The 22,276-nt window shown below is 71.3% G+C and carries 21 protein-coding genes; 8 read left to right on the plus strand and 13 right to left on the minus strand.

The genetic code is table 11. The features are described 5' to 3' along the window. Window positions 1–3: 3 nt before the first annotated feature. Both ACGFWI_RS35290 and ACGFWI_RS35295 read right to left on the minus strand, forming a co-directional pair. The gene (locus tag ACGFWI_RS35290; protein WP_393910148.1) at window positions 4–1,224 is read right to left on the minus strand and encodes a cytochrome P450; all 1,221 of its coding nucleotides are present in this window, start codon (window positions 1,222–1,224) and stop codon (window positions 4–6) included. A 77-nt stretch (window positions 1,225–1,301) separates the two neighbouring features. Further along, window positions 1,302–1,832, minus strand: coding sequence for a nuclear transport factor 2 family protein (locus ACGFWI_RS35295; protein WP_393910149.1), 531 nt, complete (start codon window positions 1,830–1,832; stop codon window positions 1,302–1,304). Window positions 1,833–2,049: 217 nt separating this feature from the next. Between ACGFWI_RS35295 and ACGFWI_RS35300 the strand changes: the two genes are divergently transcribed. Continuing rightward, window positions 2,050–2,553, plus strand: a complete 504-nt coding sequence (locus ACGFWI_RS35300) for a DinB family protein (RefSeq protein WP_393910150.1) — start codon at window positions 2,050–2,052, stop codon at window positions 2,551–2,553. A gap of 117 nt (window positions 2,554–2,670) precedes the next feature. Beyond that, window positions 2,671–3,702 carry a zinc-binding dehydrogenase gene (locus tag ACGFWI_RS35305; protein WP_393910151.1) on the plus strand — a complete coding sequence of 344 codons (1,032 nt, stop codon included), beginning with the start codon at window positions 2,671–2,673 and terminating at the stop codon, window positions 3,700–3,702. Window positions 3,703–3,774: 72 nt separating this feature from the next. Here the strand turns inward: ACGFWI_RS35305 and ACGFWI_RS35310 are convergent, their stop codons facing one another. Continuing rightward, on the minus strand, window positions 3,775–4,158 hold the full coding sequence (locus tag ACGFWI_RS35310; RefSeq protein ID WP_393910152.1) for a hypothetical protein: 384 nt from the start codon (window positions 4,156–4,158) through the stop codon (window positions 3,775–3,777). 161 nt (window positions 4,159–4,319) lie between these two features. Between ACGFWI_RS35310 and ACGFWI_RS35315 the strand changes: the two genes are divergently transcribed. Then, entirely contained in the window at window positions 4,320–4,793 is a 474-nt protein-coding gene (locus ACGFWI_RS35315; protein WP_393910153.1) for a hypothetical protein, read from the plus strand. A 348-nt stretch (window positions 4,794–5,141) separates the two neighbouring features. Here the strand turns inward: ACGFWI_RS35315 and ACGFWI_RS35320 are convergent, their stop codons facing one another. The 3 genes from ACGFWI_RS35320 to ACGFWI_RS35330 all read right to left on the minus strand — a co-directional run bounded on the left by ACGFWI_RS35320 (window position 5,142) and on the right by ACGFWI_RS35330 (window position 8,823). Beyond that, entirely contained in the window at window positions 5,142–6,059 is a 918-nt protein-coding gene (locus ACGFWI_RS35320) for an NADP-dependent oxidoreductase (protein ID WP_393910154.1), read from the minus strand. Between the two features lie 1,077 nt (window positions 6,060–7,136). After that, window positions 7,137–8,384 (minus strand): protein-L-isoaspartate(D-aspartate) O-methyltransferase, encoded by a 1,248-nt coding sequence (locus ACGFWI_RS35325; protein ID WP_393910155.1) that lies wholly within the window; start codon window positions 8,382–8,384, stop codon window positions 7,137–7,139. 280 nt (window positions 8,385–8,664) lie between these two features. Further along, a complete protein-coding gene (locus ACGFWI_RS35330) occupies window positions 8,665–8,823 on the minus strand; it encodes a hypothetical protein (protein WP_393910156.1) in 159 nt (52 codons plus the stop codon). 838 nt (window positions 8,824–9,661) lie between these two features. Here ACGFWI_RS35330 and ACGFWI_RS35335 point away from each other — a divergent pair. Beyond that, window positions 9,662–10,372, plus strand: coding sequence for a DUF5753 domain-containing protein (locus ACGFWI_RS35335; protein WP_393910157.1), 711 nt, complete (start codon window positions 9,662–9,664; stop codon window positions 10,370–10,372). Then, window positions 10,369–10,578 carry a DUF397 domain-containing protein gene (locus ACGFWI_RS35340; RefSeq protein WP_393910158.1) on the plus strand — a complete coding sequence of 70 codons (210 nt, stop codon included), beginning with the start codon at window positions 10,369–10,371 and terminating at the stop codon, window positions 10,576–10,578. Before ACGFWI_RS35335 ends, ACGFWI_RS35340 begins: the two co-directional genes overlap by 4 nt. A gap of 213 nt (window positions 10,579–10,791) precedes the next feature. Here ACGFWI_RS35340 and ACGFWI_RS35345 read toward each other — a convergent pair whose 3' ends face one another. From ACGFWI_RS35345 to ACGFWI_RS35370, 6 genes are all read right to left on the minus strand, one after another. After that, window positions 10,792–12,033 carry an NAD(P)/FAD-dependent oxidoreductase gene (locus ACGFWI_RS35345; RefSeq protein ID WP_393910159.1) on the minus strand — a complete coding sequence of 414 codons (1,242 nt, stop codon included), beginning with the start codon at window positions 12,031–12,033 and terminating at the stop codon, window positions 10,792–10,794. Then, entirely contained in the window at window positions 12,033–12,356 is a 324-nt protein-coding gene (locus ACGFWI_RS35350; protein WP_393910160.1) for a 2Fe-2S iron-sulfur cluster-binding protein, read from the minus strand. Before ACGFWI_RS35350 ends, ACGFWI_RS35345 begins: the two co-directional genes overlap by 1 nt. A gap of 86 nt (window positions 12,357–12,442) precedes the next feature. Then, window positions 12,443–13,666: a cytochrome P450 gene (locus ACGFWI_RS35355; protein ID WP_393910161.1), complete on the minus strand. Its 1,224-nt coding sequence runs from the start codon at window positions 13,664–13,666 to the stop codon at window positions 12,443–12,445. A 28-nt stretch (window positions 13,667–13,694) separates the two neighbouring features. Further along, window positions 13,695–14,816 carry an epoxide hydrolase family protein gene (locus tag ACGFWI_RS35360; protein ID WP_393910162.1) on the minus strand — a complete coding sequence of 374 codons (1,122 nt, stop codon included), beginning with the start codon at window positions 14,814–14,816 and terminating at the stop codon, window positions 13,695–13,697. A 104-nt stretch (window positions 14,817–14,920) separates the two neighbouring features. Next, complete coding sequence (locus ACGFWI_RS35365) at window positions 14,921–15,691, minus strand: SDR family NAD(P)-dependent oxidoreductase (protein WP_393910163.1); 771 nt, start codon at window positions 15,689–15,691, stop codon at window positions 14,921–14,923. An 85-nt stretch (window positions 15,692–15,776) separates the two neighbouring features. Then, complete coding sequence (locus tag ACGFWI_RS35370) at window positions 15,777–16,940, minus strand: winged helix DNA-binding domain-containing protein (protein WP_393910164.1); 1,164 nt, start codon at window positions 16,938–16,940, stop codon at window positions 15,777–15,779. Between the two features lie 234 nt (window positions 16,941–17,174). Here ACGFWI_RS35370 and ACGFWI_RS35375 point away from each other — a divergent pair, with 234 nt between their 5' ends. Next, window positions 17,175–18,314: a CaiB/BaiF CoA transferase family protein gene (locus tag ACGFWI_RS35375; protein WP_393910165.1), complete on the plus strand. Its 1,140-nt coding sequence runs from the start codon at window positions 17,175–17,177 to the stop codon at window positions 18,312–18,314. Window positions 18,315–18,452: 138 nt separating this feature from the next. Then, window positions 18,453–19,517 (plus strand): glucose-1-phosphate thymidylyltransferase, encoded by a 1,065-nt coding sequence (locus ACGFWI_RS35380; protein WP_393910166.1) that lies wholly within the window; start codon window positions 18,453–18,455, stop codon window positions 19,515–19,517. Between the two features lie 178 nt (window positions 19,518–19,695). On the opposite strand, the gene ACGFWI_RS35385 is transcribed toward ACGFWI_RS35380, so the two are convergent. Then, entirely contained in the window at window positions 19,696–20,379 is a 684-nt protein-coding gene (locus tag ACGFWI_RS35385) for a formylglycine-generating enzyme family protein (protein WP_393910167.1), read from the minus strand. A 220-nt stretch (window positions 20,380–20,599) separates the two neighbouring features. Here ACGFWI_RS35385 and cimA point away from each other — a divergent pair, with 220 nt between their 5' ends. After that, window positions 20,600–22,249, plus strand: a complete 1,650-nt coding sequence (gene cimA / locus ACGFWI_RS35390; protein WP_393910168.1) for a citramalate synthase — start codon at window positions 20,600–20,602, stop codon at window positions 22,247–22,249. The last annotated feature ends 27 nt before the right edge of the window (window positions 22,250–22,276 follow it).

Genomic DNA, 22,276 nt, shown 5'->3' on the forward strand with positions numbered 1-22,276 from the left:
GCCTCAGGCTCCCCAGGTGACCGGAAGACTGGTCAGGGTGTGGTTGATCTCGCCCGTGTGCCAGGGGAGTTCGCTCTCGGGTACGGCCAGCCGCAGGTCCGGGAAGCGCCGCAGCAGTCCGGCCAGGGCGATCTCCATCTCCATCCGGCCGAGCTGCTTGCCGAGGCAGTAGTGGATGCCGTGGCCGAAGGAGATGTGCGGATTGCGGCCGCGGGAGAGGTCCAGCCGGTCCGGGTCGTCGAAGACCGACGGATCGCGGTTGGCGGAGGCGAGGGACAGCAGGACCGGCTCGCCCGCGGCGATGTGCACCCCGCCGATCTCCAGATCCTCGACGGCCATCCGCGGGAACCCGGAGGTGTCGGTGGCGAACAGGTTGACGTGCCGCAGCAGTTCCTCGACGGCGTCCGGTATCCGGCCGGGGTCCTCGACGAGCGCGCGCCACTGGTCACGGTGCCCGGCCACCAGCGCCAGCACGGAGTTGGCGAGCTGGTTGGCGGTGGTGTCGAAACCGGCGCCGATGAGGGTGAAACCGAACGTCACCAGCTCCTGTTCGCTGAGCCGGTCGTCGTTGTCCCGGGCCGCGATCAGATCCGAGAGCATGTCGTCGGTGGGGTCGGCCCGCTTGTCGGCGATCAGGCCGACGATGTACTCGTTGAGCTTGGCCAGGCCGGCCAGGGACTCCTCACCGCCGGCCCGGTCGTCGACCGTGGCGAAGGCGCGGGCGTAGACCTCGAACTGCCGCAGATCCTCACGCGGGACGCCGAGCAGTTCACCGATGACCGTCAGCGGCAGCGGCACCGTCAGCTGCTGCACCAGATCCACCGGACCGCCGCGGTCGGCCATGTCGTCCAGCAGCTCGTCGGCCACTTTCTGCACACCGGGCCGCATCTGCTCGACGCGCCGTGTGGTGAACGCGCCGATCACCAGTTTGCGCAGCCGGGCGTGTTCGGCACCGTCCAGCGAAATGATCATCTCGGGTGTGGTCGTCATCGACCCGCCGATCCGCGGCGCCCCGGGCCTGCAGGTCTCGGCCCTGCTGAGCCGCGGATCGGCCAGCGCCGCCCGGACGTCCTCGTACCGGGTGACCAGCCAGGCGTCCACACCGCCTGCCGTCCGCACCCGTACCACCGGCTGTTCGGTGCGCAGCCGGGCGTAGTGCGGGGCCGGGCCGTGGTAGGACGAGCCGGGGAAGGGGAACGCGTCTGAGACGGGGCAGGCGGACAAGGGGCACCTCCGCGGTGTGCGGCCTTTTCGGATCGGATCGGATCGGACCAGGAGCGGCCGGGGGCCGGCCGGGCTGCTCAGGACGGGTTGTGGATCTTGTCGGCCCAGGCGGGGGAGTCATGGGTGACGACGCGTGAACGGGTGTACAGCGCACCGTCGATACGGACCAGGACGTCGTCCACGACGGTCGTCGGCTCGAAGCTGACCTTGCCCGCGGCGTCGGTCATGCTCACGATCGCCTGGTAGCGCACCTGCAGGGTGTCCTCGTCGACCGGCTCGATATGCATCCGGTCGAACCAGTACCGGTACACCAGCCCGTCGTAGTACGAGACGTTCCGCTCCCGGGCCTCGCGCGGCGAGATCTCCTCGACGAGCGGCCGTTCCGGGTCCCCGCGGCGCGCCTGCATCTCGGTCAGCAGCTGCCGGCGCCCCGCCAGCTTCCAGCCGCCGGGACGGTGCTCGATCGAGCCGTCCTCGGTCAGGGTCTCCAGGAACTCCTCCAGCTTCCGGGCTTCCAGGAGCGGCATCTGCCGTGCGTAGAACTGCTGCACCTCGACATACAGATCCGCGGTCACCCGCTGCACGGTGCCCTGCGATACCTGGGACACAACGACTCCTTCCGGTCATGGCGCGCCACCGTCGCCGGGTGGCTCCGTGGCGCCGTCCACGGTGACGTGCTGAGCTGGATGCGTCCTGGAGAGGCACTACAGCGCCGCGTGTCCCCGGCCGGACGTGCGACGTTGTGCAGGCCGGTGCCGCAGGACGGCGCTGTACCACCAGCACGGACGAGAGGCGATCGGCATGCCGACCCCGGCGGACCCGCGGATGGATGAATGTGAAGAGCTGTTGGCCGCCTGGCAGGAGCACCGCGAGGTGCTGCGCCGGGCGCTCGTCGGCCTCACCGAAGAACAGGCGCGCAGCACCCCCAGCGTCAGCACGCTGTCACTGGCGTCGCTGCTCACCCACGCCGTGCGCGGGGAGCCGGCCTGGATCCCGGTCATCGCCGGCCGGGGCGCCGACTGGCTGCAGCGCGACGGACAGGCCGAGTTCGAGGTGCCCGCGACGGAGACGGTGGCCGGTCTGCTGGCGGAGCACGAGCGGGCGGGCACCGAAGTGGCGCAAGCGGTGCGCGCGGTCAAGGACTTCGACGAGCGGGTGCCGATGCCCAAGACCCCGTGGGGCCCGCAGGACGAGCCGCGTACGGTCCGGTGGGTCCTGCTGCATCTGATCGGGGAGGCGGCCCGGCACGCCGGTCATGCCGACCTCATCCGCGAATCCCTGGACGGCGCCAACGCCTTCGACCTGCAGCGGGCCGCCCCCGACGCCTGACGGCACCCGGCCCGCCGCACTGCTCCCGCGCTGCACCGGCGCCCGAGGCGGGCGCGAGCGGGCCGGGATATCCCTGGGGTGTTTGAGCCCAGGCTGCCGACGGCACGAAGGAGAGTCATGAGCGCTGGTGTGGGTCCCGGCATTCCGCAGAAGGCGCGGGAGGTACGGCTGTCCGAGCACTTGGAGGGTGAACTGACTCCCGGCCACTTCGACATCGTCGAGGTCGAGGTGCCCGAGCCGGCGCCCGGCGAGGTCCTGGTCCGTACGGACCACCTGCCGCTGGCGGCGGCCTACCAGGATCTGATGCGGGCCGACTGCCCGCTGCCGCTGCCCCCGTTCCAGGTCGGCGAACGGCTCGGAGGGGGCGCGCTGGGCACGGTGGTCCGGTCCGCGAGCCCGGACCTGGCCGTCGGCGACATCGTCCAGTCGATGACCGGCTGGAGCGAGTACTCCTGCGGTCCGGCCAACACCTACTTCAAGGTGGACCCGGACCTCTTCCCGAGCCCGGTGTACTACCTGAGCCAGGGCCCCACCGCCTACTACGGCATGGCCGATATCGCCCGGGCCGGCAAGGGTGACGTGGTGTTCGTCTCCGGTGCCGCCGGTGGTGTGGGCTCGCTGGCCGGGCAGATCGCCAAATGCCGGGGAGCGGCACGGGTGATCGGCAGCGCCGGCAGCCAGGAGAAGGTCGACTACCTCGTGGGCGAGCTGGGCTTCGACGACGCGTTCGACTACCACGACGGCCCGGTCGTCGACCGGCTCCGCGAGCTCGCCCCGGACGGCATCCAGGTCTTCTTCGACAACGTCGGCGGTGAGCAGTTCGAGGCCGCGATCGAGGTCGCGGTCCCGCATGCCCGGTTCGCGCTCTGCGGCGCACTGTCCGCACAGAACGGGGCACAGGCGCATCCCCGGCTCGACCTCATGACGGCCATCACCAAGCATCTGGAGCTGCGGCCGTTCGCGACGTACCACACGCCGGAGCAGATCACGGAGTGGACGCGGCACTTCGCGATGTGGGTGGCCGAAGGCACTTTCGTCTTCCCGCACACGGCCGTCGAGGGCGGCATCGAGGACGCGCCCGTCGCCCTGATGTCGCTGCTCAAGGGGGCCTACCGGGGCAACGTCGCACTGCATCTGGCGCACGCCTGACGACACGTCGAACAAGCCTCAGGGGCGGGTACCGGATTCTCCGGTGCCCGCCCCTGGCGCGCCGGGTGGCCCTCACCCCCACCGGCGTGCGGAGACCGCCACCGGCACGCGGTACCGCAGGACGCCGTGTGCGTCATGGACACGGGACACCCCGCAACTGGTGAACGCCGCACCCCGGCACACGGCCGTCTGGTCGATGTCCACCCAGCCCGTACAGCGGCCGTCCGCGTCGAAGAGCGGCTCGGTGATCCGGTAGCAGAACGCCGACGCCCCCGTGAGGCGCCAGGAGCCGCAGCCCGCGGTGCCGGAGAGCAGCAGGGCCGAGCCCCGCGGGGTGAAGACGAAGGTGCCGGCGGAGGTCTCCCTGGGCCGCCGCACCAGCGCCCGCCAGGCACCGGCCGGTGCCGGCGGGGAGGTGTGGTCGTCGCGGTCCGGGCGGGAGCGGGGGAGCGGCATCGGGCCTCCTCGGGATGCGGCCGCCCAGTGTCATGGCGCCGTCTCGCGCCCCGCTGGAGCGCAGCCGTGCAGCGTGGTTCGAGCGCCCGTCGAGGCGGCGGCCGCAGCCTGGCCCGACCGTTTCACCACAGCAGACGCGCGCCGCGCGGGGGAGGAACAGCATGAAGCGTTCGGCAGAGAGAGTCAGACACCTGAGGACTCCGGTCGTCGTGGCGGCGGCCGTCCTGGCCGCGGTGCCGATGGCCGGTACGTCCACGGCCCTGGCCGGAGCGGGCGGTACGGCCGGGCGCCCCGGGCGGGTGGCCGCGGCCAGTCCGGTCGGGAGGTGGGCGCTGAAGGTGTCCTTCGAGGGCCAGACCTATGACAGCACCGTGCAATTCACCGCGGGCGGTACGGCCTTCATCGTGGGCGGCGGAGCGGGCAGCTGGACCCGTACCGGGACCGGGCGCTTCACCTTCCGGATCGCCGAACCCGTCTGGAGCGCACGGGGCGACTACCTCGGCCGGGTGAGCGTCGACCAGAGCGCCCGGCTCACCGGCGACACCTTTACCAGCAGCGGTGTCTCCCGGCAGTACGACGCGAACGACGTCCTCGCCCGCACCGTGCAGGCGCACGACACCGGCACCCGTTCCTGAGACCACGGCGCGGGGGGCCCGCCCCGCCAGGACAGGTCTTGTGGACGGGGTGGGCCTTTTGCCGTATCCGCGTCCGGCCACCGGTCGCCCGGCCACGTCGAGGGGAACACCGCGGACACGGCGAAGGCCCCGCCCATGCGCCACGGGGGCAGCACACGGACGGGGCGGCTCTCAAAGTGTAGGATCTCGCCGCGTCCGACATGTCGATCTTTTGCGACCTGGGCTTTCTTGGTTGTCTCACGGCCGTGTCACCATGATCAGTCTCAAGTCCGTGGCATTTCCTCGTACGACACCGGGCAGGTCAGCGGTCGTCCAGCCCACCACCGCTGTTGGCCCATTCCAGGGCGCTCAGGGGCGTACGCGAATGACGGTCTTGCCCTTGCGCCGCTCGGTCGGGTTGAGCGCAGGGACGGCGTCGTCGAGGGTCGCGACGGTTCCGATGTGCGTGCGAAGGCGCCCGTCCCGCACCCGGTCGACGATCTCCACCAGCTGACTCGGAACGGGCTCGACGACGAAGTCGACCGCCAAGCCGTCGACAGGGCGAGCCTCAACAGGCCCGACCACCGACACCAGCGTCCCGCCAGGCCGGATGATTCTCGCCGAGCGCCTTTGGATGTCAGCGCCGATGACATCGAAGACCACGTCGACCCCGCCGATGTCGTCGAGATCCTCGGTGGCGAGGTCGAGGAACTCGTTCGCGCCGAAGTCGAGCGCCGCCTGGCGGTCCGCCGCCCGCCCGGTACCGATGACGTAGGCGCCGAACTCCCGGGCGAGTTGCGTAACCACGGACCCGACTGCGCCGGCGGCGCCGTGTGCGAGGACGCTCTGCCCCGCCTGAAGACGACCGTGCTGGAACAGACCTTGCCACGCGGTCAGGCCGGAGATCGGCAGGCTCGCACCCAACGCGAAGTCGACGTTCCCCGGCAGCGGCGCCAGGTTGCGTGCCTCCACGGCCGCGTACTCGGCCAGGGTTCCATCGCGGTGCCAGTCCGTGATCCCGAACACCCGCTGTCCCAGCGAGAGCCCCGTCGTGCCGTAGCCGAGGGAGGTGACCACTCCGGCGAACTCGTGGCCGATGATCGCCTGGGCTCGATCGCGCCCGGCGCGATCGACCCACGTCGAGGGCCACTCCCACTCCGCGGGGACGAAGCCCGACGCATGGACTTCAACGACGACGTCGTTGATCGCCGGCGTCGGCTCAGGCCGCTCCGCGAGTGTGATCCCGGCTGCTTCCGCGGCCGGATCCGTCGCGACGATTGCCTTCACTGGTAACTCCGTATATCTCGTGCTCGCCGGCTCTGTGCGCCGCCCAAGCCATGGAGTGGGCGGATTAGCCCACAGAGAACGGCAACAAGATCCGTCACCACAGACGGATGGACCACTGAAACGCGTCGAGCCCAACCGGAGCTCGACGAGCACCACACACCCGGGGCAGCAACACCCACCCACGCGCTAGTCTCACGGCGATGTCGTATACGACATCGGTACGACACGGCTCGTGCGATTACGACATCAGCCGTAAGACCCAACAGGTTCGTGTAGGTTCTCAGTCTCCGCGTCGCCGACGCTGTGACCTGCACATTCTTCTGGCGTCTCACGCCGTGTCATCCGTCAGCTATCTCAGATCCGTGTCATTTCCCGGGGCCCGATGAGCGAGCGCTCACTGGCGTCGGAGCCAGGTGTGTCTGCCCGCCCATGCCGGACGGTGGGCGGGCAGACGGCTCGGTTGTGCTCAGCGGCTGCGGACGGACACTCCGTACGCATCGGTCTGGCGGAGCACCGCCGCCTGGGGGGCCAGCCATGCCTGGACGAGGTACCACTCGGTGACCTCGTCTGGGGCGAGGTCGACGGCGGTGTCCCGGCCGCGGGCATGGACGCGCAGCCGGTAGTCACCGGGACCGTTGAACGACAGGACCGGGAGTTCTTCGCGTGTTAGCCGTTGTTAGGCAAGGAAACCTCGTTTTGGACAGCCGCTCGTTGTGCCCACACGGATCGCTGGACGTTCGGCGCGCTCAACGCGCAAGCCGTCGTAGATCAAGCAGGCGTGGTCCTCGTGCGCTAGGCCACGGGCCCGATCGTTACCGGCTTCACACGCCAGTCGCGTGATGGGCCTGTGACCCTGAGTGAGTCAAGAGTGGCTGAGATCCGCAATCATCGCGCGGATCCGTGTGCTGCTCCGCCAGCGTTTAGGCCACTGTGCCACGTAATGTGACCCAGCAGGCGGCACCCGGAACGCGGGCGCTGCCGTTTCTTGTGAACGTCGGACACCGTGTGGCCTGGGTGCCTTCTGAAGATTAGCGACGCGGCCGTCCCGGTGTTCAGATGGCCCAGGTGCAGCCAGTCTCAGATTCGTGGCCAATCGGCCGCCGGGTGGCCATCGGTCGTGAGATTCGGCCACGGAATCCGAGATCCCACACAAAGGGTCCAGGAATTGGCCGGCTCGTCCAGCCACGCCCGTTCGCCCTTGGCGGTCACGGTCAGACCGAACCGCGAGTGGTCCGGCCGGCCATGGCCGTCCCACCACTGGAACGCGGCCTCCACGTCGTCCCACAGCCGGCGGGGGCCGAATTGCCAGACGCGCGCCGTGTCCCCGTCGCGGAACATGCAGCACGCCCAGGACCGTTCACTCAGGCTGTAGAACCAGACCGGCCGGGCGCCGTCGCTCTTCTCCGCCACGAAGTGCCGGCACTGCGGGACGCGGAGCCCCAGGGCGAACCGCTCGGGGCCGAATTGCTCCCCGACGAATTCCCCTTCCGTGACGGTCGTGGACGACTCGTCGCCGTCGGCCACGCTGCCCGTGACGTACTCCTTATGAACAACGGGCGAAAGCCGCTGGGACCGAAGCTTCATGAACTCCACGGGCCCAGTGAACTTCCCGGACGCGCTTTCGCCGTCCGGCGCTACGAGCAGGCGGGCCACCGCGTCGCCATGGCTGTAGTTCGTCCCCCACGGGGCCACGATGACGCCGCCGGGCCGGCACTGCTCCACCCACGCGAACGGAATGGAGCGGAGGCCGCACGTGGCGATGACGCGGTCATACGGTGCTCCCTCCGGGTAGCCCTGGAACCCGTCGCCGTGGACGACGTGGAGGGGGATTCCCAGCCGCTCCACCGTCGCCATGGCGGCCGTGGCCACCGCCCGGTCCACCTCCACCGTGGTCACGCTCCCCGGCCCCGCACGGTGGGCCATGAGCAACGCGTTCCAGGTGGTGGCGGTGCCAATCTCCAGTGCCTTGTGGCCAGGCAGGAGGTCCAGCTCCTGGAGCATCCGGAACACCACTGACGGCATGGACGCGGAGCTGGTCGGAACGTGGCCGGGCTCAGTGCCGGCGTGCTTCCCGTCGTCCCACTGGGTCACGATCGGTACATCGGAGTCCGCGAACTCCTGCCACTTGGCGGGGTCGTCCGCTTTGGACACGGCCACGCTCCGGCCGGCCGCCATGTCGAATGGCCACATGAGGTCCGGCAACACGGCGGAACGGGGAACGGCCGCGTACGTAGGGGCCCAGTCGGAGGTGAGGGCGCCGGAAGACATGAGGACGCGCCCCAGCCCGTCAAGGCTGGGACGCTCCTTGTGTGCGTCGGCGGTCACTGCTCAGGCAGCCTTGGGCGGGTTCGGCTGACCCGGGCCACCGTCGGGGGACGGAGGCTGATGCGGGCCGGGGTACGGCTCCCCGGGGAGCTTGTCGCCACCGTCGTTCGCAAGGACGGTTTTCATGTTTCCTCCTGGTGCTCTCTCGGTGATTGTTCACCCGGCCGACTGCCGCTGTCCGTGAGACAGTCGCCCGGGGCCTGGCCCGCCCCCTGCCGGGATCACTCGACAACGCGGGGGACGCCGGAATGGGCATCCGACAAGGGGCGGAATCCGGGGGCTAGCCGTTCGCCGGCTTGCCGTGGATGCGCTCCCGCATCCGGTCCAACAGGTCGCCCTTTTCAGCTCGTTGCCTGCCCGTACTGCGATCGTCCTTGACCACGGCACTGGTCTGCTTCAGGTCACCCCGTGGCTTGCGGGCGCCCAGTGGCCTACTCATCTCCCGCCACCTCCCTTCTCTTCTGGGAACGCGGGCCCGTCTCCACGGGGACGTCGTCGTGTTCGGGGTGGCGTCGGAGCAACACCCGACAGTCCACCGCTTTGGTCTGGTCGCCGGCCTTTTCGGCAGCCTCCAGCTCCCGCTCCAGATCCACGCACTTGGTGCAGCTCACGGCATGCCCCGCTTTCGGGTCCGGATCACGCCCGTACCTTCCTTCCGTGCGGGTGGCCCGCGATCACCCCGTTGAGGCTCCGGACCTCCAGCGAACGGCCCGCCTGCCGAGCCACCTCCCGCTCCTGGCCGCAGGGTTCGCACACATCGCACCCCGGAACCGGGACGGGCTCCAGCTCCATCAAGAGGGCCCGGCGCGGCTTGACGTACGGACCGGCGGGAATCGAAGACGGACGGGGCAGCCCCCGAGGGAGCCATGTCACCGCTCCGACGTTCACGGACCAGGACACGGGCCTCAACCCGTCCGCGTCCGGGTCCGTCACATCACCGGTGGACGCTGACGCTGGTCGCTCCGTCATCCGAACTCCTCACTCTGTGCTGCTGGTTAGTCACAAGAGTGGGGTAGGAATCGGTACTGTGGGGAGAGATTCAGCGCCCAACCTGGGCGTTGGTCAAGGTGGGATATGCACGTGCTGTTGACCGGTGGAAACGCCGCCATCACCGCACGTGACCAGGTCAATGGTCAGGGGGAATGATGGACCTCACTGGGGGCGCATCAGGGGGCGCAGAGGGCGCAGTCGACCCACGCAGGCAATTCGCCGAGGAGTGCCGGAGCGGTCGGGAACTGCACCCACAAGGGCCCCTGAACCAGACGCAACTGGCGAAGATGGTCCGCACGTCAAAAAGCACCATCAGCCGCGTCGAGACATGCGTGGGACCCATCCCCGCGGACCTCCCGGCCCGGCTGGACCAGGTCTTTTCGACAGACGGATTGTTCAAGCGGCTGTATGAGGAAATCACCGCCCAATCGTTCCCGGTGCATGCCCGTCGGCGGATCGAGCTGGAGCCACGCGCCGTCAGCATCGCCGCGTGGTCGCCTACGGTGGTGCCAGGTCTCTTGCAGACGGCGTCTTACGCGCGGTCCCTTTTCCGAGAAGGCGATCCCCGGGCCAGTGATGAAGAAGTGGCCACGCTGGTCCGGGCGCGAATGGCGAGACAGGAAGTGCTGAAGGGCACTTCCCCGCCGGACTTCTCCGTGGTTATCTGCGAGTCAGTACTTCGGCGGAACGTCGGGGGCCCAGATGTGATGCGGGAACAGCTCTCCGCGTTGCTCGCTCACGGTTCCCAACGAACCACCGTGCTGCAGGTGATGCCGCTATCTGCAGAGACTCACGGCCTCATGGACGGTTCCATGTCCATTCTGACCACCGCGGACGGGCCGCCCGTGATCTACACGGAGGGCATCAGATCAGGCGCGATCCTCGATGATCCCTCCACGGTGCGGCTTCTCTCGCGGTCTTACGATGTACTCACCGCTTCAGCCCTCTCGCGTGACGCGTCAGCCCACATGATCCGCAAGCTTATGGAGGCATCGTGACCCCCCTGACTCACTCCTGGGTCAAGTCGAGCTACAGCAGCCAAGACGGTGGCGACTGCCTGGAGTGGTCCCCGGCGCATGTCTGTGCCCACGGGACCGTCCCCGTCCGAGACAGCAAGGACCCCGACGGGCCGGCCCTGATATTCGAGCCGGCTGCGTGGTCCTCGTTCGTGGCCGGCGTGCAGGCGGGGGACTTCCCCGCGTAGGCACGCACTTCCCCAGGGCACCGGCCTGTCCGCCCACACCCGCGCACACCTCGACGTAGTCGCCGCCGAACTCAACGGTCGACCACGCAAAACGCTCGGCTGGGAAACCCCAGCCGAGCGCTGCAGGAACTGCTCGCGGTCTGATCGACACGACCACGTGTGGCGATGACCCCTGGAAACCGCCCACCGAAGGGCGGGCTCTCCGCCGTCGCGTCATGCCGCGGCGGCCTGCTGAAACGCCTTGAAGCCGAAGCCGGGCGCGGCCGCCTCCCGCGGGGTCGGCAGTGGTGCTCCCGCGGCCATCAGCCGCCGGGTGATCATGTGATCGGCCGGCTGGTTCACCGACTCGGTGGCGAGCAGCCGGTTGCCCCGGAAGCACAGCAGCGAGAACCGGCCGGCGCTGGGATTGCCGAGGGTCACCACCCGGTCGTGTCCCGCGCCGATCCCGGCGATCTGCAGCCGCAGGCCGTACTGCTCGGTCCAGAACCACGGCAGCGCCGCGTACGGACGGGGCGCCCCGCAGAGCGTGGCGGCCACACAGCGCGCCTGGTCGGCCGCGTTCTGCACCGATTCCAGGCGGAGCGGGCGCCCGGTGTGCGGGCTGGGGAACCGGGCACAGTCCCCGATCGCGTACACGGCGGGGTCGCTGGTACGCAGGTGCCCGTCGACGAGGATGCCGTCGCCGACGGCGAGGCCGGCCTCGGCGGCCAACCCGACGTCCGGCAGTGCGCCGATGCCGACGACCACCAGATCCGCCGCGATCCGTTCCCCGCCGTCCAGTTCGGCTCCCCGTACACGGCCCGCGCCGTCGCCGTGCAGGGCTGTCACGGCGCGGGAGAGCAGGACCCGGACGCCGTGGGCACGGTGCTCGGCGAGCAGATGTGTCGACATCGCGCCGCTGACCGAGCGTGCCAACAGGCAGGTTCCGGCCTCGACGACGGTCACCGCCAGCCCGGCCGCCCGTGCCGTCGCGGCGACCTCCAGTCCCACGAACCCGCCCCCGATCACCAGGAGATGACCGATGTCGCGCATCCGGTCCCGCAGCCGGGCGGCGTCGGAGAGGGTGCGCAGGGTCAGCACCCCGTCCAGCTCGGCGCCGGGCACGGAGAGCCGGCGCGGGCGTGCGCCGACGGCCAGGACCAGGTGCTGGTAGCCGAGGGAGCGCCCGGAGGCGAGCGTGACCCGGCCGCTGTCCCGGTCGAGGCGTACGGCCGGGTCCCGGGCCACGAACTCGATGTCCTGGGCGGTGTGGAACGAGGCGGGGCGCAGGGCGAGCTCGGCGCTGTTCTTGGTACCGGCGAGGAACTGCTTGGACAGCGGGGGCCGTTGGTAGGGCAGGGTGTCCTCGGCGCCGACCAGGGTGATCCGCCCGCCGAAGCCCTGGGACCGCAGCGCGGCGGCGGTGTCCGAGCCGGCCTGCCCCGCGCCGATGACGACGACCGACGGCGCCGCCATCAGCTCTGTGTCTCCGGCAGGTGCACCACCAGCCCGTCGATCTCTTCGGAGACCGGCAGCTGGCAGCTGAGGCGGCTGGTCGCACGGCGCGGGGCGGCGGTGCCGTAGAGGACGTCGTCCTCGGACTCGTGCATCTCGGGCAGCGGCAGCGCGTTGGCCTCGTCGATGTACACATGGCAGGTGCCGCACTGGGCGGAACCGCCGCACTGGGCCTCTATCCCGTCAATGTTGTTGATCTTCGCGGCGCGCATCACAGTGTTGGGCACCGGGACGTCGACGACGGTCTCGGTTCCGTTCGGGTGCCGGTAGGTGATCTTGGCCATGGAGCTCTCCTCGTCTGATGACGGCCGGCGGACGGGCGGTGAAGGTGCCCAGGGGCGCCGGTGCGGCGCCGCGGAGGCCCGGGAGGTCACCAGGTGACCGGCAGCTCCCACAGCCCGTAGATGACCGCGCCCTCCTTGCGCGGGATCTCCAGGAACGGCTTGGCCAGCCGGAGGGCCGGGATGCGCCGGAAGAGCTTGCTCCACACGATCTCCAGCTCCAGCCGCGCCAGGTCCGCGCCGATGCAGTGGTGCACGCCGTGACCGAAGCCGAGGTGCTTGCGGCTGCCGCGGGTGATGTCGAGCTTCTCCGGCTCGGGAAAGGTCTCCGGGTCACGGTTGGCGGCCAGCCCCAGGCACAGGATGCCGTCGCCCTTGCGGATGACCTGCCCGCCGATCTCGATGTCCTCCAGCGCGACGCGCGGCACCGCGGTGTCCCCGATGGTGGCGAACCGCACCAGCTCCTCGACGGCGGGCTTGACCAGCGCGGGGTCGTCCAGCAGCAGCTGCAGCTGGTCGGGGTTCTCCAGCAGGCAGGCGGTACCGAGCGAGATCTGGCTGGCGGTGGTCTCGTGCCCGCCGTTCATCAGCAGCCGCACCATGTTGAAGAGGTCCCGGTCGGTGTACTCCTCGCCGGACGCCGCGTAGTCGGCCATCGCGCGGCTGAGCAGATCGTCGCCCGGTTCGCGCTTCTTGAGCTGGATCAGCTCGTCCACATAGGCGTTGACCTCGACGATGGCGGCCTGCCGCTCCTCGGTGGAGCTGTGGCCGCCGAGCAGGGCGGTGCCGTGCTTGATGAAGAAGTCGTGCTTGTCCTGCGGGATGCCCAGGAGTTCACAGATGACGGTCATCGGCACCGCCAGCGAGAACACCCGGTGCAGGTCGACCGGCGGCTGCATGCCGAGCATCTGGTCGAGGTGCTCGTCGACGATCTGCTCGATGCGCGGACGCAGCCGCTGCACCTGCCGGTTGGTGAAGGTCAGTGCGGCCTTGCGCCGGGTCGTGGTGTGCTCCGCGCCGTCGTACCCGATGAACGAGGTCTCGGTGCGGTACTCCGGCGGCGCCACGAAGTAGAAAGGGAAGTTGGCGTGCTTGCGCGAGGCACTGAGCCGCGGATCGGTGAGCAGTTTGCGGATGGTGTGGTAGCCGGTCACCGTCCATATCCGCAGCCCGGAGCCGGTCAGGGTCACCTGCGAGACGTCCTGCTCGGCCATCGCCGCATACTCGGCCGGCGGGCTGAAGGGGCACATCCGCTGATAGGGGAACGTCTTGGCGCCGGTGGCCGCGCCGGGTCCGGTGGCAGAGGTCGTCACGAGGGGTCCTTTCCAGAAGGGGCGTGGGTCAGCGCAGGGTGCGGAAGAAGGCGCGCAGCTCGCGGACGAGGTTCTCGGGCTGTTCCAGGGCCGGGAAGTGACCACCGTGCTCGTGGTCCCGCCACTCCCGCAGATCGGTGAAGCGGCCCTCGATCCAGGGCCGCGGCATCCGGCCGTCCTTCGGGTAGTTGGCGACGGCGGTGGGGACGTGGACGGGGGCCAGCGCGAGCTTGTTCTGGCTCTCCCAGTAGATCCGGGCCGACGACGCGGCCGACGCCGTGAACCAGGACACCGACACGGCGTCCAGCAGCCGGTCGCGGGAGATGACCTTCTCCAGGTCCCCGTCGTGGTCGCTCCACGCCCAGTACTTCTCCGCCATCCAGGCCAGCTGGCCGGCGGGTGAGTCGGTCAGCCCGTAGCCGAGCGTCTGCGGCCGGGTGGTCTGGAGGACCGAGTAGCCGCCCTCCTCCTGCTGGAACCGCTTCATCGCGGCCAGTCCGGCCAGATCCCGCTCGGACAGCTCGGCCTGCTCCTGCGGCGGACGGGCGAACGGCATCGTCAGATGCAGCCCGAGCAGACTGCCGCGGTCGCTCTCACCGATCACCGCCGAGATGAAGGACCCCCAGTCCACACCGTGCGCCGCATAGCGCGGGTACCCCAGCCGCGCCATCAGCTCCTGCCAGGCGGCCGCGATCCGCTCGGCGGTCCAGCCGGCCTCGGACGGCTTGTCGCTGAAGCCGTAGCCCGGCAGTGAGGGGCACACGATGTGGAAGGCGTCGGCCGGGTCCGGGGGATCGGTCAACGGGCCGACGATGTCCAGGAATTCGACCACCGAGCCGGGCCAGCCATGGGTGATCAGCAGCGGTACGGCACCGGGATGCGGGGAGCGGACGTGCAGGAAGTGGATGCCCAGCCCGTCGATCTCCGTACGGAACTGCGGCAGCGCGTTCAGCCGGGCCTCGGTGGCCCGCCAGTCGTAGCGCTCCGCCCAGTAGGTGCACAGGTCCTGCATGGCCGAGAGCGGGACGCCCTGGGACCGGTCGGAGACGGTCTCCGCCTCCGGCCAGCGGGTCCTGGCGAGCCGCTGCCGGAGGTCGTCGATCTCCGGCTGCGGAATGTCGATGCGGAACGGGGTGATTGCCGGGCTCATGAGAACGTCCCCTCCAGCGCTGCGGCTTGCCTCGGTCGCACCGAGGCTAGGAGCGGGCCCTGAACAGCGGGTCGAGCCCGGCTGGACCAGGGCGCCGCCGCGGGTCAGCCGCCCTGCGGCCCGCCCACGTCCATCCCGCCGTCGATGGTGATGACCTGCCCGGTGACCTGGGCGGACGACGGATGTGCCAGCTGCACGATCCAGGGCGTGATGTCGTCGGTCTCGGCGACCCGCCCCAGCGGGATGCTGTGCGCGACGCCCGCGAACAGACCCTCGACCTCCTGCGGCGCCAGGCCGTTGGCGGCGTAGGCGTCGGTGCGGACGAAACCGGGAGCGACCGCGTTGACCCGGATGCCCTGCGCGGACAGTTCGGCCGCCCAGCTGCGCGTCAGGCTGTGCACGGCCGCCTTGCTCGCCGAGTACAGCGAGCTGCCGGGGCCCGGATTGTGGCCGCCTCGGCTGGAGACCAGCACCAGGCAGCCACCGGGCGTACGCAGCAGCGGCAGCAGCTGCTTGGTCAGCAGGACCGGGCCCATGACGTTGGTGTCGAGGACCTCCCGGGCGGCGGACACGTCCAGTGCCGCCAGCGGACTGAAGCGGAAGATGCCGGCGTTGTGCACCAGCACCTCCACCGTCCCGCCGTGTGCCCGCACGGCTTCGGCGACCGCCTCGGCGCCCGATTCGGTGGTGACATCGGCGGTCACCGGGACGATCGCGGAGTGCGCGGCGGCGGTCTCGGCCAGCCGCTCCTTGCGGCGGCCGGTGACGATCACGGCGGCGCCCTGCTCGGCGAAGGCGAGCGCGGTGGCGCGGCCGATGCCACTGCCGCCTCCGGTGACGACGACGGTCCGGCCGGTGAACGGTGCGTGGGGCATGGCGGGTTCCTCTCGGGAAGGCCGGGCGGCTCGTCCGCCCGGTGCAGGGTCGTACGGGCGCACCTGCCGTGACGGGAGGGCGCGGTCACCCTCCGGGCGGTGCGAAGCGGATGTCGTGCGCGCGGGCGTCGGCCGCGGCGAACGCCAGCAGACGGGCGCCCTCCTCGGCCAGGGCGTCGCGGTCCGGCGCGCCGAGCGGGACGAACGGTTCGATGCGCAGCACCGCCCCGCTGCGGTCGCGGTCGATGGCCCACATCCCGCGGACGAAACCGTCGACGAGGAAGGTGGCACGGACGATGCCGTTGCGGGTGAAGATGCGCCGGCGGTCCTCGTCGGTGATGATGCGGGCCCGGTCGGCGTGTGAGAGCAGGATGTTGTCGAACTCCGGGAGGAACCGCACGGGGGCGGGGACGCCGGGGTCGGGCAGTGGCGCTCCGGGAAGGTCGAACAGCTCGTTGCCGGTGCCGTCCCGGAAGGTGCGCAGCTGGTCCCGCAGTCCGTCGAGCACCGGCCGCAGCCGGGTCAGCCCCGACCAGACCTGCACATCCTTGACGGTGGCCGGACCGTACGCCGCCAGATAGCGCAGCACCAGCTCCGCGAGCGACGGCTGTGCCACCAGCGGCTCGCCCAGCCAGGACTCGGCGGTGGCGTAGCGCGTCCGGCCGCCCACCCCCCAGATGCCGCGCGGCGGCACCTGCACCAGCGGCAGCAGGGCGCGCGCCGCGTACGCCAGATGCCGGGCCGCCACGTCGGGCCACTCCTTCTGCAGCACCTCGCCCAACTCCCCGGTCGTCAGCGGCGCGTCGGCCAGCGCGGCGCGCGCGGCGGCGGCCAGCCGGGCCGGGTCCACCACCCCGTCCACCGCCTTGCCGGACCCGCTGCCCACCCACAGATCGCGGTCCAGGGCCGGCTGGGTCAGCGGGCGCAGCGTGCGGCAGTCCTGCGCCGTGACGAGATGAACCGTGCTGCGCATCACGGCGATACGGGTCAGTGAGCGGTCCCGGATCGCCCCTGCCAGATCCTCGATCGCCAGCTCTTCCAGACGGGTCCACAGGCCGATGTAGGGCGGGTTGGGCGCCTGGGCCTGCAGTCCGACGAGCCGGGTCACCGCGTCGACGACGCCCAGCCGGTGGCGCCGCAGCAGCAACTGGCGGGCCAGCAGTGCACGGTTGAGGGCGCGGGTGCTGAGGACGGGACCGTCGTCCTCGCCGTTGTGCGGGCGGCTGCTCGCCGGCATCCGGGTGGCCATCGGGTTCCTTCGGTCGTGGTGCAGGAGGGCAGGCCCACTATGGACCGGTTCACTCGCCTCCGGCTCGAACCGCGCGCGGGCGGGCGTCGGCGTGGCGCGAGAGCCCCTCAAGGCCCGGTGCAGCGCCCGCTGTCACCCTCACCGGATGCCGCCTTCCCACTCCGCCGGCCGCCCGCCCGCCGGCACGCCGCCCCGCCCTGCCACCGCGTCCGCACCGCTTCACCGGGGCCCACGGTGAGCGGCGGCCCGCTGCGCGGTCTGCGGGTGCTCGAACTCGCCGCGATCGGCCCCGCGCCCTACGCCTGCATGATGCTCGCCGACCTCGGCGCCGAGGTGCTGCGCGTCGACCGGCCCGGTCAGGAACGCGCCTTCGCCGCCTGGCACCGCATTCTCGACCGGGGCCGCCGGCCGGTCAGCCTGGACCTCAAGGACCCGGCGGACACCGGGCTGTTGCTGCGGCTCGTGGACGGCGCGGATGTGCTGGTCGAAGGCTTCCGGCCCGGGGTGGCCGAGCGGCTCGGCGTCGGACCCGTGGTGTGCCGCGACCGCAACCCCGCGCTGGTGTACGGCCGGATGACCGGCTGGGGCCAGGACGGGCCGCTCGCGCAGGCCCCCGGCCACGACATCAACTACATCGGACTCACCGGCGCGCTGCACGCCATCGGGCCGGCCGGCGGCGCTCCGGTCCCGCCGGCCAACCTGCTCGGTGACTTCGGAGGCGGCGGGATGCTGCTGGTCGCCGGGATCCTCGCCGCGCTCTTCGAACGGTCCCGCTCCGGCCTGGGCCAGGTGGTGGACGCCGCCATCGTGGACGGCACCGCTTCGCTGACGGGCATGCTGCTGGCCATGGCGCAGGCGGGCCAGTGGGGTGCGGACCGGGGCGGCAACCTGCTCGACGGCGGGGCGCCCTTCTACAGCGTCTACCGCTGCGCCGACGGCGAGCATGTCGCGGTCGGCGCGCTGGAGGAGCGTTTCTACCGGGCGCTGCTGACGGGCCTCGGGCTTGACGCGGCCCCGCTGCCGGACCGCGACGACCCCGCCAACTGGCCTGTTCTCCGACAGGAGTTCGCGGCCCAGTTCGCGACCCGTACCCGTACGGAGTGGACCGCGGCCTTCGACGGCACCCAGGCGTGTGTGACCCCGGTGCTCAGCCTGCGGGAGGCCGCCGGGCACCCGCACCACCGGGCACGCGGCACCTTCCGCCGCGCCGACGAGGGCGTCCAGCCCGCCCCCGCGCCCCGGTTCGGACGCACCCCCGCAGGACCGGACCCGGCGGCGCCCGGCGCGCCCTCCCGGCGGCTGCTCGCCGGCTGGGGCCTGACGGAGGCGGAGAGCACCCGGCTGTGCACCGCCGAACCTGCCCCGGCACGCTAGGGCCCCCGGCCCCACCGGGCCGGAAACCAGCGGGGGTTGAGCGCGCCACGACCCGCCCACCGCATTCTGCGCCCGCAGGTCACAGGCCGCCCGCCGCCGTGCAGCGGCGGCCGGCGACGCGGTGAGGAAGGACTTCCCATGAAGGCACTCGTGTTGGCCGGCGGGCTGGGCAGCCGGCTGCGCCCGTTCAGTCATTCCATGCCCAAGCAGCTGATCCCGATCGCCAACCGCCCGGTGCTCGTCCATGTGATGGAGGACCTGCGCGCCCTGGGCGTCACCCAGATCGGACTGGTCGTCGGGGACCGCGGCAACGAGATCGTGGCCGCGCTCGGCGACGGCACCGGCCTCGGCGTCGAGCTCACCTACATCCGGCAGCACGCACCGCTCGGCCTGGCGCACTGCATCACCATCGCCCAAGACTTCCTCGGCGACGACGACTTCGTGATGTATCTGGGCGACAACATGCTCACCGACGGCGTGGCCGACATCGCCCGGCAGTTCCGGGCCGACCGGCCCGCCGCCCAGGTCGTGGTGCACAAGGTGCCCGACCCCAGGGCGTTCGGAGTCGCCGAGATCGACGAGAACGGCCGGGTGGTGCGGCTCGTGGAGAAGCCGGCCGAGCCGCGCAGCGACCTCGCGATGACCGGCGTCTACTTCTTCACCCCGGCCGTGCACGAGGCGGTCGCCGCGATCGAGCCGAGCGCCCGCGGCGAGCTGGAGATCACCGACGCGCTGCAGTGGATGGTGTCCCACGGTGCGGAGGTGCGGGCGCGGATCTACTCCGGCTTCTGGAAGGACACCGGCAAGATCGAGGACGTCCTGGACTGCAACCGCGAACTCCTCGACCGGCTCGCGCCGTCGGTGCTCGGCGAGGTGGACGGCACCAGCGAGGTGACCGGCCCGGTGGTGATCGAGGAGGGCGCCCGCGTCGTCCGCTCACGCCTCACCGGCCCGGTCATCATCGGCGCCGGCACCGTCGTGGAGGACAGCCACATCGGCCCGCACACCTCCATCGGCCGGGACTGTGTGCTGACCGCGGCGGAGGTGGAGTACTCCATCATGCTGGACGGGGCGACAGTCCGGCGCGTCGGCGGGGTCCGCGGCTCGGTCATCGGCCGGGACGCGACGGTGACTTCGGCCGTCCGCACCCGCTGCTCCCGCCTCGTCGTCGGCGACCACTCCAGCGTCGAGGTCGCCGCCTGACAGCGCGGAGAAAGGGGAGCGTTTCCCGACGGGGTCCGGCCCGCCACGGACGGGCTCAGGGGCCGCACGGGGGGCTGCCGGGCCCGGCCGGGGACGCTCGCCTCCCCGGCACCTCCTCGGCGAGGGCCGAACCGCCCTGCCGCGCCACGCCGACGGCAGCCGTCGCCCCCCACGCGCCTCAGCGCACGAGGGAACGCGCGAGGCGGAATCCGACGTCATCGATCCGGAAGGTCGGGTGGCTGCGGCGGCGCACCGAGGCCCGGCAGCTCCAGCGCTCGTCGAACCACCCACCGCCACGCAGCACCCGGTACGTGCCGTAGACCTCGGCATCGTAGAGGTCCCAGCACCACTCCCAGACGTTGCCCAGCATGTCGTGCAGGCCCCACGCGTTGGGCTGCTTGCCGCCCACGTCGTGCATCCGCTCGTGCGCGTTGCCGCGGTGCCAGGCGATCTCGTCGAGCTCCCCGTACCGCGCCCCCGCCGTACCGGCACGGCATGCGTGCTCCCACTCGGCCTCGGTCGGCAGCCGGTACCCGTCGGCGGACGTGTCCCACTCGACGGCTTCGACGCCCTCGGCGCCGGCCTGCAGACGATACGCGGGCGCCAACCCCTCTTCCCGGGACAGGGCGTTGCAGAACCGGACCGCGTCCCACCACGAAACGCCCTCGACGGGCAGCCGGTCGCCTTGCGCGGTGCTCGGCCGCCGTCCGGTGACCTGCGCGTACCGCGCCTGGGTGAGGGGGAACGCCGCGAGCCGGTAGGGCGCGAGCTCGACCGGCCAACTGCGCTGTGTGCGCCGGTCCGACAGCGTCACCCGCCCCGGAGGGACGGCCATCATCTCGTTGTCCTCGCTCGCGTCCATGAGCAGGCGATCCTACCAACGGCCGTCCGCGGCGGAGCGAACAGCTCCGGCGCCGCTCGTGCCGCACCCGGCCCGTCCGTGCCGCGCACCCGGCCCGGCGCCCCACGGGGGACCACCACGGCGGTTCGAGCCGTCCTCCATCCCCGCTCCACCCCGCCGCCCGACCGTGACCGCTCCGAGCCGCCGACCGAGAGCGGCGTGAGTCAGGGACGGAGGGACCATGGCCGAGCAGCGTTTCCAGCTCTACGACACCACCCTGCGCGACGGAACGCAGCAGGAGGGCATGGTGCTCACGGTCGAGGACAAACTCGCCGTCGCGCGCCATCTGGACGCCTTCGGCGTCGGGTTCATCGAGGGGGGATGGCCGGGAGCGGTCCCCAAGGACACCGAGTTCTTCCGCCGCGCGGAACAGGAACTGGACCTGCATCACGCGCAGTTGGCCGCCTTCGGCGCGACCCGCAAGGCGGGCGCGATGGTGTCCAACGACCCGCAGGTGCGCGCACTGCTCGCCGCCGGCACTCCGGTGGTGACCATCGTCTCCAAGAGCCACCCGCGCCATGTCGAGCTGGCCCTGCGCACCACGCTCGCCGAGAACCTCGCCATGATCGGCAGCACCGTGCGCTTCCTCGTGCGCGCCGGCCGGCGGGTCTTCGTCGACGCCGAGCACTACTTCGACGGCTACCGCCTCAACCGCGAATACGCCCTGGAGGTGGTGCGGATCGCCGCCGACGCCGGCGCGGAGGCGGTGGTGCTGTGCGACACCAACGGCGGGGGACTGCCGGACCGGATCGGCGCGGTGGTCGACGACACCCGGGTGGCGACCGGTGTCCGCCTCGGCATCCACTGCCACGACGACTCCGGCTGCGCGGTCGCCAACACCCTCGCGGCCGTCGACGCCGGCGCCGACCACGTCCAGGGCACCGCCCACGGATACGGCGAACGCTGCGGCAACGCCAACCTGTTCACCGTCACGGCCAACCTGCTGCTCCAGCGCGGCCTGGAGGCGGTCTCCCTCGAACAGCTGCGGGAGATGACCCTCTCCGCCGGATCCATCGCCGAACTGACCGGCATCCCGGTGCGCGCCGCCGCCCCGTACGTCGGCGCGGGCGCCTTCACCCACAAGGCCGGGCTGCACGCCTCCGCCTTGCGCGTCGACCCCGGCCTCTACCAGCACATCGACCCGGCGCTGGTCGGCAACGCGATGCACACCCTCGTCTCTGACATGGGCGGCCGCTCCTCCGTGGAGCTCAAGGCCCGCGAACTGGGCTACGACGTCGCGGCCGGCTCCGAGCCGGTCGCCCGCGCCGCCGCCCGCATCAAGGACCTGGAGATGCGCGGCTACAGCTTCGAGTCCGCCGACGCCTCGTTCGAACTGCTGCTGCGCGAGGAGCTGCAAGGGGCCGTCGCCGGACCGCTGGAGTGCCCCTTCGATGTCGAGACCTGGCGGGTCGGCGTGGACCGGCGGCCCGGTGGCGGCACCCGCACCCAGGCCTCCGTGCGGCTGCGGGTCGACGGGGTGCCGCTGAGCGCCGCCGGCGAGGGCAACGGACCGGTCAACGCCCTGGACCGCGCGCTGCACACCGCACTCGACCCGTTCTTCCCCGAGCTCGCCGCGCTGGAGGTCGTCGACTACCAGGTGCGGGTGCTGCCCGGCAGCGCCGGACCGGGCGGCGGCAGCGGCGCGGCCGCCCGGGTGCTGATCACCTTCAGCGACGGACAGCGCCGCTGGGGCACCGTCGGCGTGGACGAGAACACCGTCGCCGCGTCCTGGCGGGCCCTGCTCGACGCGGTCCGCTATGTCCTGCTGTCCGGGGCGCGGACCGGCGGTGAACGCTACCGGGCGCTGCCGACCGCCGCCGTGGCCGACTGACCCCGCCGGCGCGCCGCCGGGCACCCC

Source organism: Streptomyces sp. NPDC048434 (assembly GCF_043200375.1).
GTDB lineage: Bacteria > Actinomycetota > Actinomycetes > Streptomycetales > Streptomycetaceae > Streptomyces.

Excerpts from the sequence above, each read along its gene's own strand:
- ACGFWI_RS35370 (WP_393910164.1), bottom strand. The coding sequence starts at position 16,940 with ATGGCCACCCGGATGCCGGCGAGCAGCCGCCCGCACAACGGCGAGGAC.
- ACGFWI_RS35345 (WP_393910159.1), bottom strand. The coding sequence starts at position 12,033 with ATGGCGGCGCCGTCGGTCGTCGTCATCGGCGCGGGGCAGGCCGGCTCG.
- ACGFWI_RS35310 (WP_393910152.1), bottom strand. The coding sequence starts at position 4,158 with ATGCCGCTCCCCCGCTCCCGCCCGGACCGCGACGACCACACCTCCCCG.
- cimA (WP_393910168.1), top strand. The coding sequence starts at position 20,600 with ATGGCCGAGCAGCGTTTCCAGCTCTACGACACCACCCTGCGCGACGGA.
- ACGFWI_RS35300 (WP_393910150.1), top strand. The coding sequence starts at position 2,050 with ATGGATGAATGTGAAGAGCTGTTGGCCGCCTGGCAGGAGCACCGCGAG.
- ACGFWI_RS35360 (WP_393910162.1), bottom strand. The coding sequence starts at position 14,816 with ATGAGCCCGGCAATCACCCCGTTCCGCATCGACATTCCGCAGCCGGAG.
- ACGFWI_RS35380 (WP_393910166.1), top strand. The coding sequence starts at position 18,453 with ATGAAGGCACTCGTGTTGGCCGGCGGGCTGGGCAGCCGGCTGCGCCCG.
- ACGFWI_RS35385 (WP_393910167.1), bottom strand. The coding sequence starts at position 20,379 with ATGGACGCGAGCGAGGACAACGAGATGATGGCCGTCCCTCCGGGGCGG.
- ACGFWI_RS35365 (WP_393910163.1), bottom strand. The coding sequence starts at position 15,691 with ATGCCCCACGCACCGTTCACCGGCCGGACCGTCGTCGTCACCGGAGGC.
- ACGFWI_RS35315 (WP_393910153.1), top strand. The coding sequence starts at position 4,320 with ATGAAGCGTTCGGCAGAGAGAGTCAGACACCTGAGGACTCCGGTCGTC.
- ACGFWI_RS35330 (WP_393910156.1), bottom strand. The coding sequence starts at position 8,823 with ATGAGTAGGCCACTGGGCGCCCGCAAGCCACGGGGTGACCTGAAGCAG.
- ACGFWI_RS35350 (WP_393910160.1), bottom strand. The coding sequence starts at position 12,356 with ATGGCCAAGATCACCTACCGGCACCCGAACGGAACCGAGACCGTCGTC.
- ACGFWI_RS35335 (WP_393910157.1), top strand. The coding sequence starts at position 9,662 with ATGGTCCGCACGTCAAAAAGCACCATCAGCCGCGTCGAGACATGCGTG.
- ACGFWI_RS35305 (WP_393910151.1), top strand. The coding sequence starts at position 2,671 with ATGAGCGCTGGTGTGGGTCCCGGCATTCCGCAGAAGGCGCGGGAGGTA.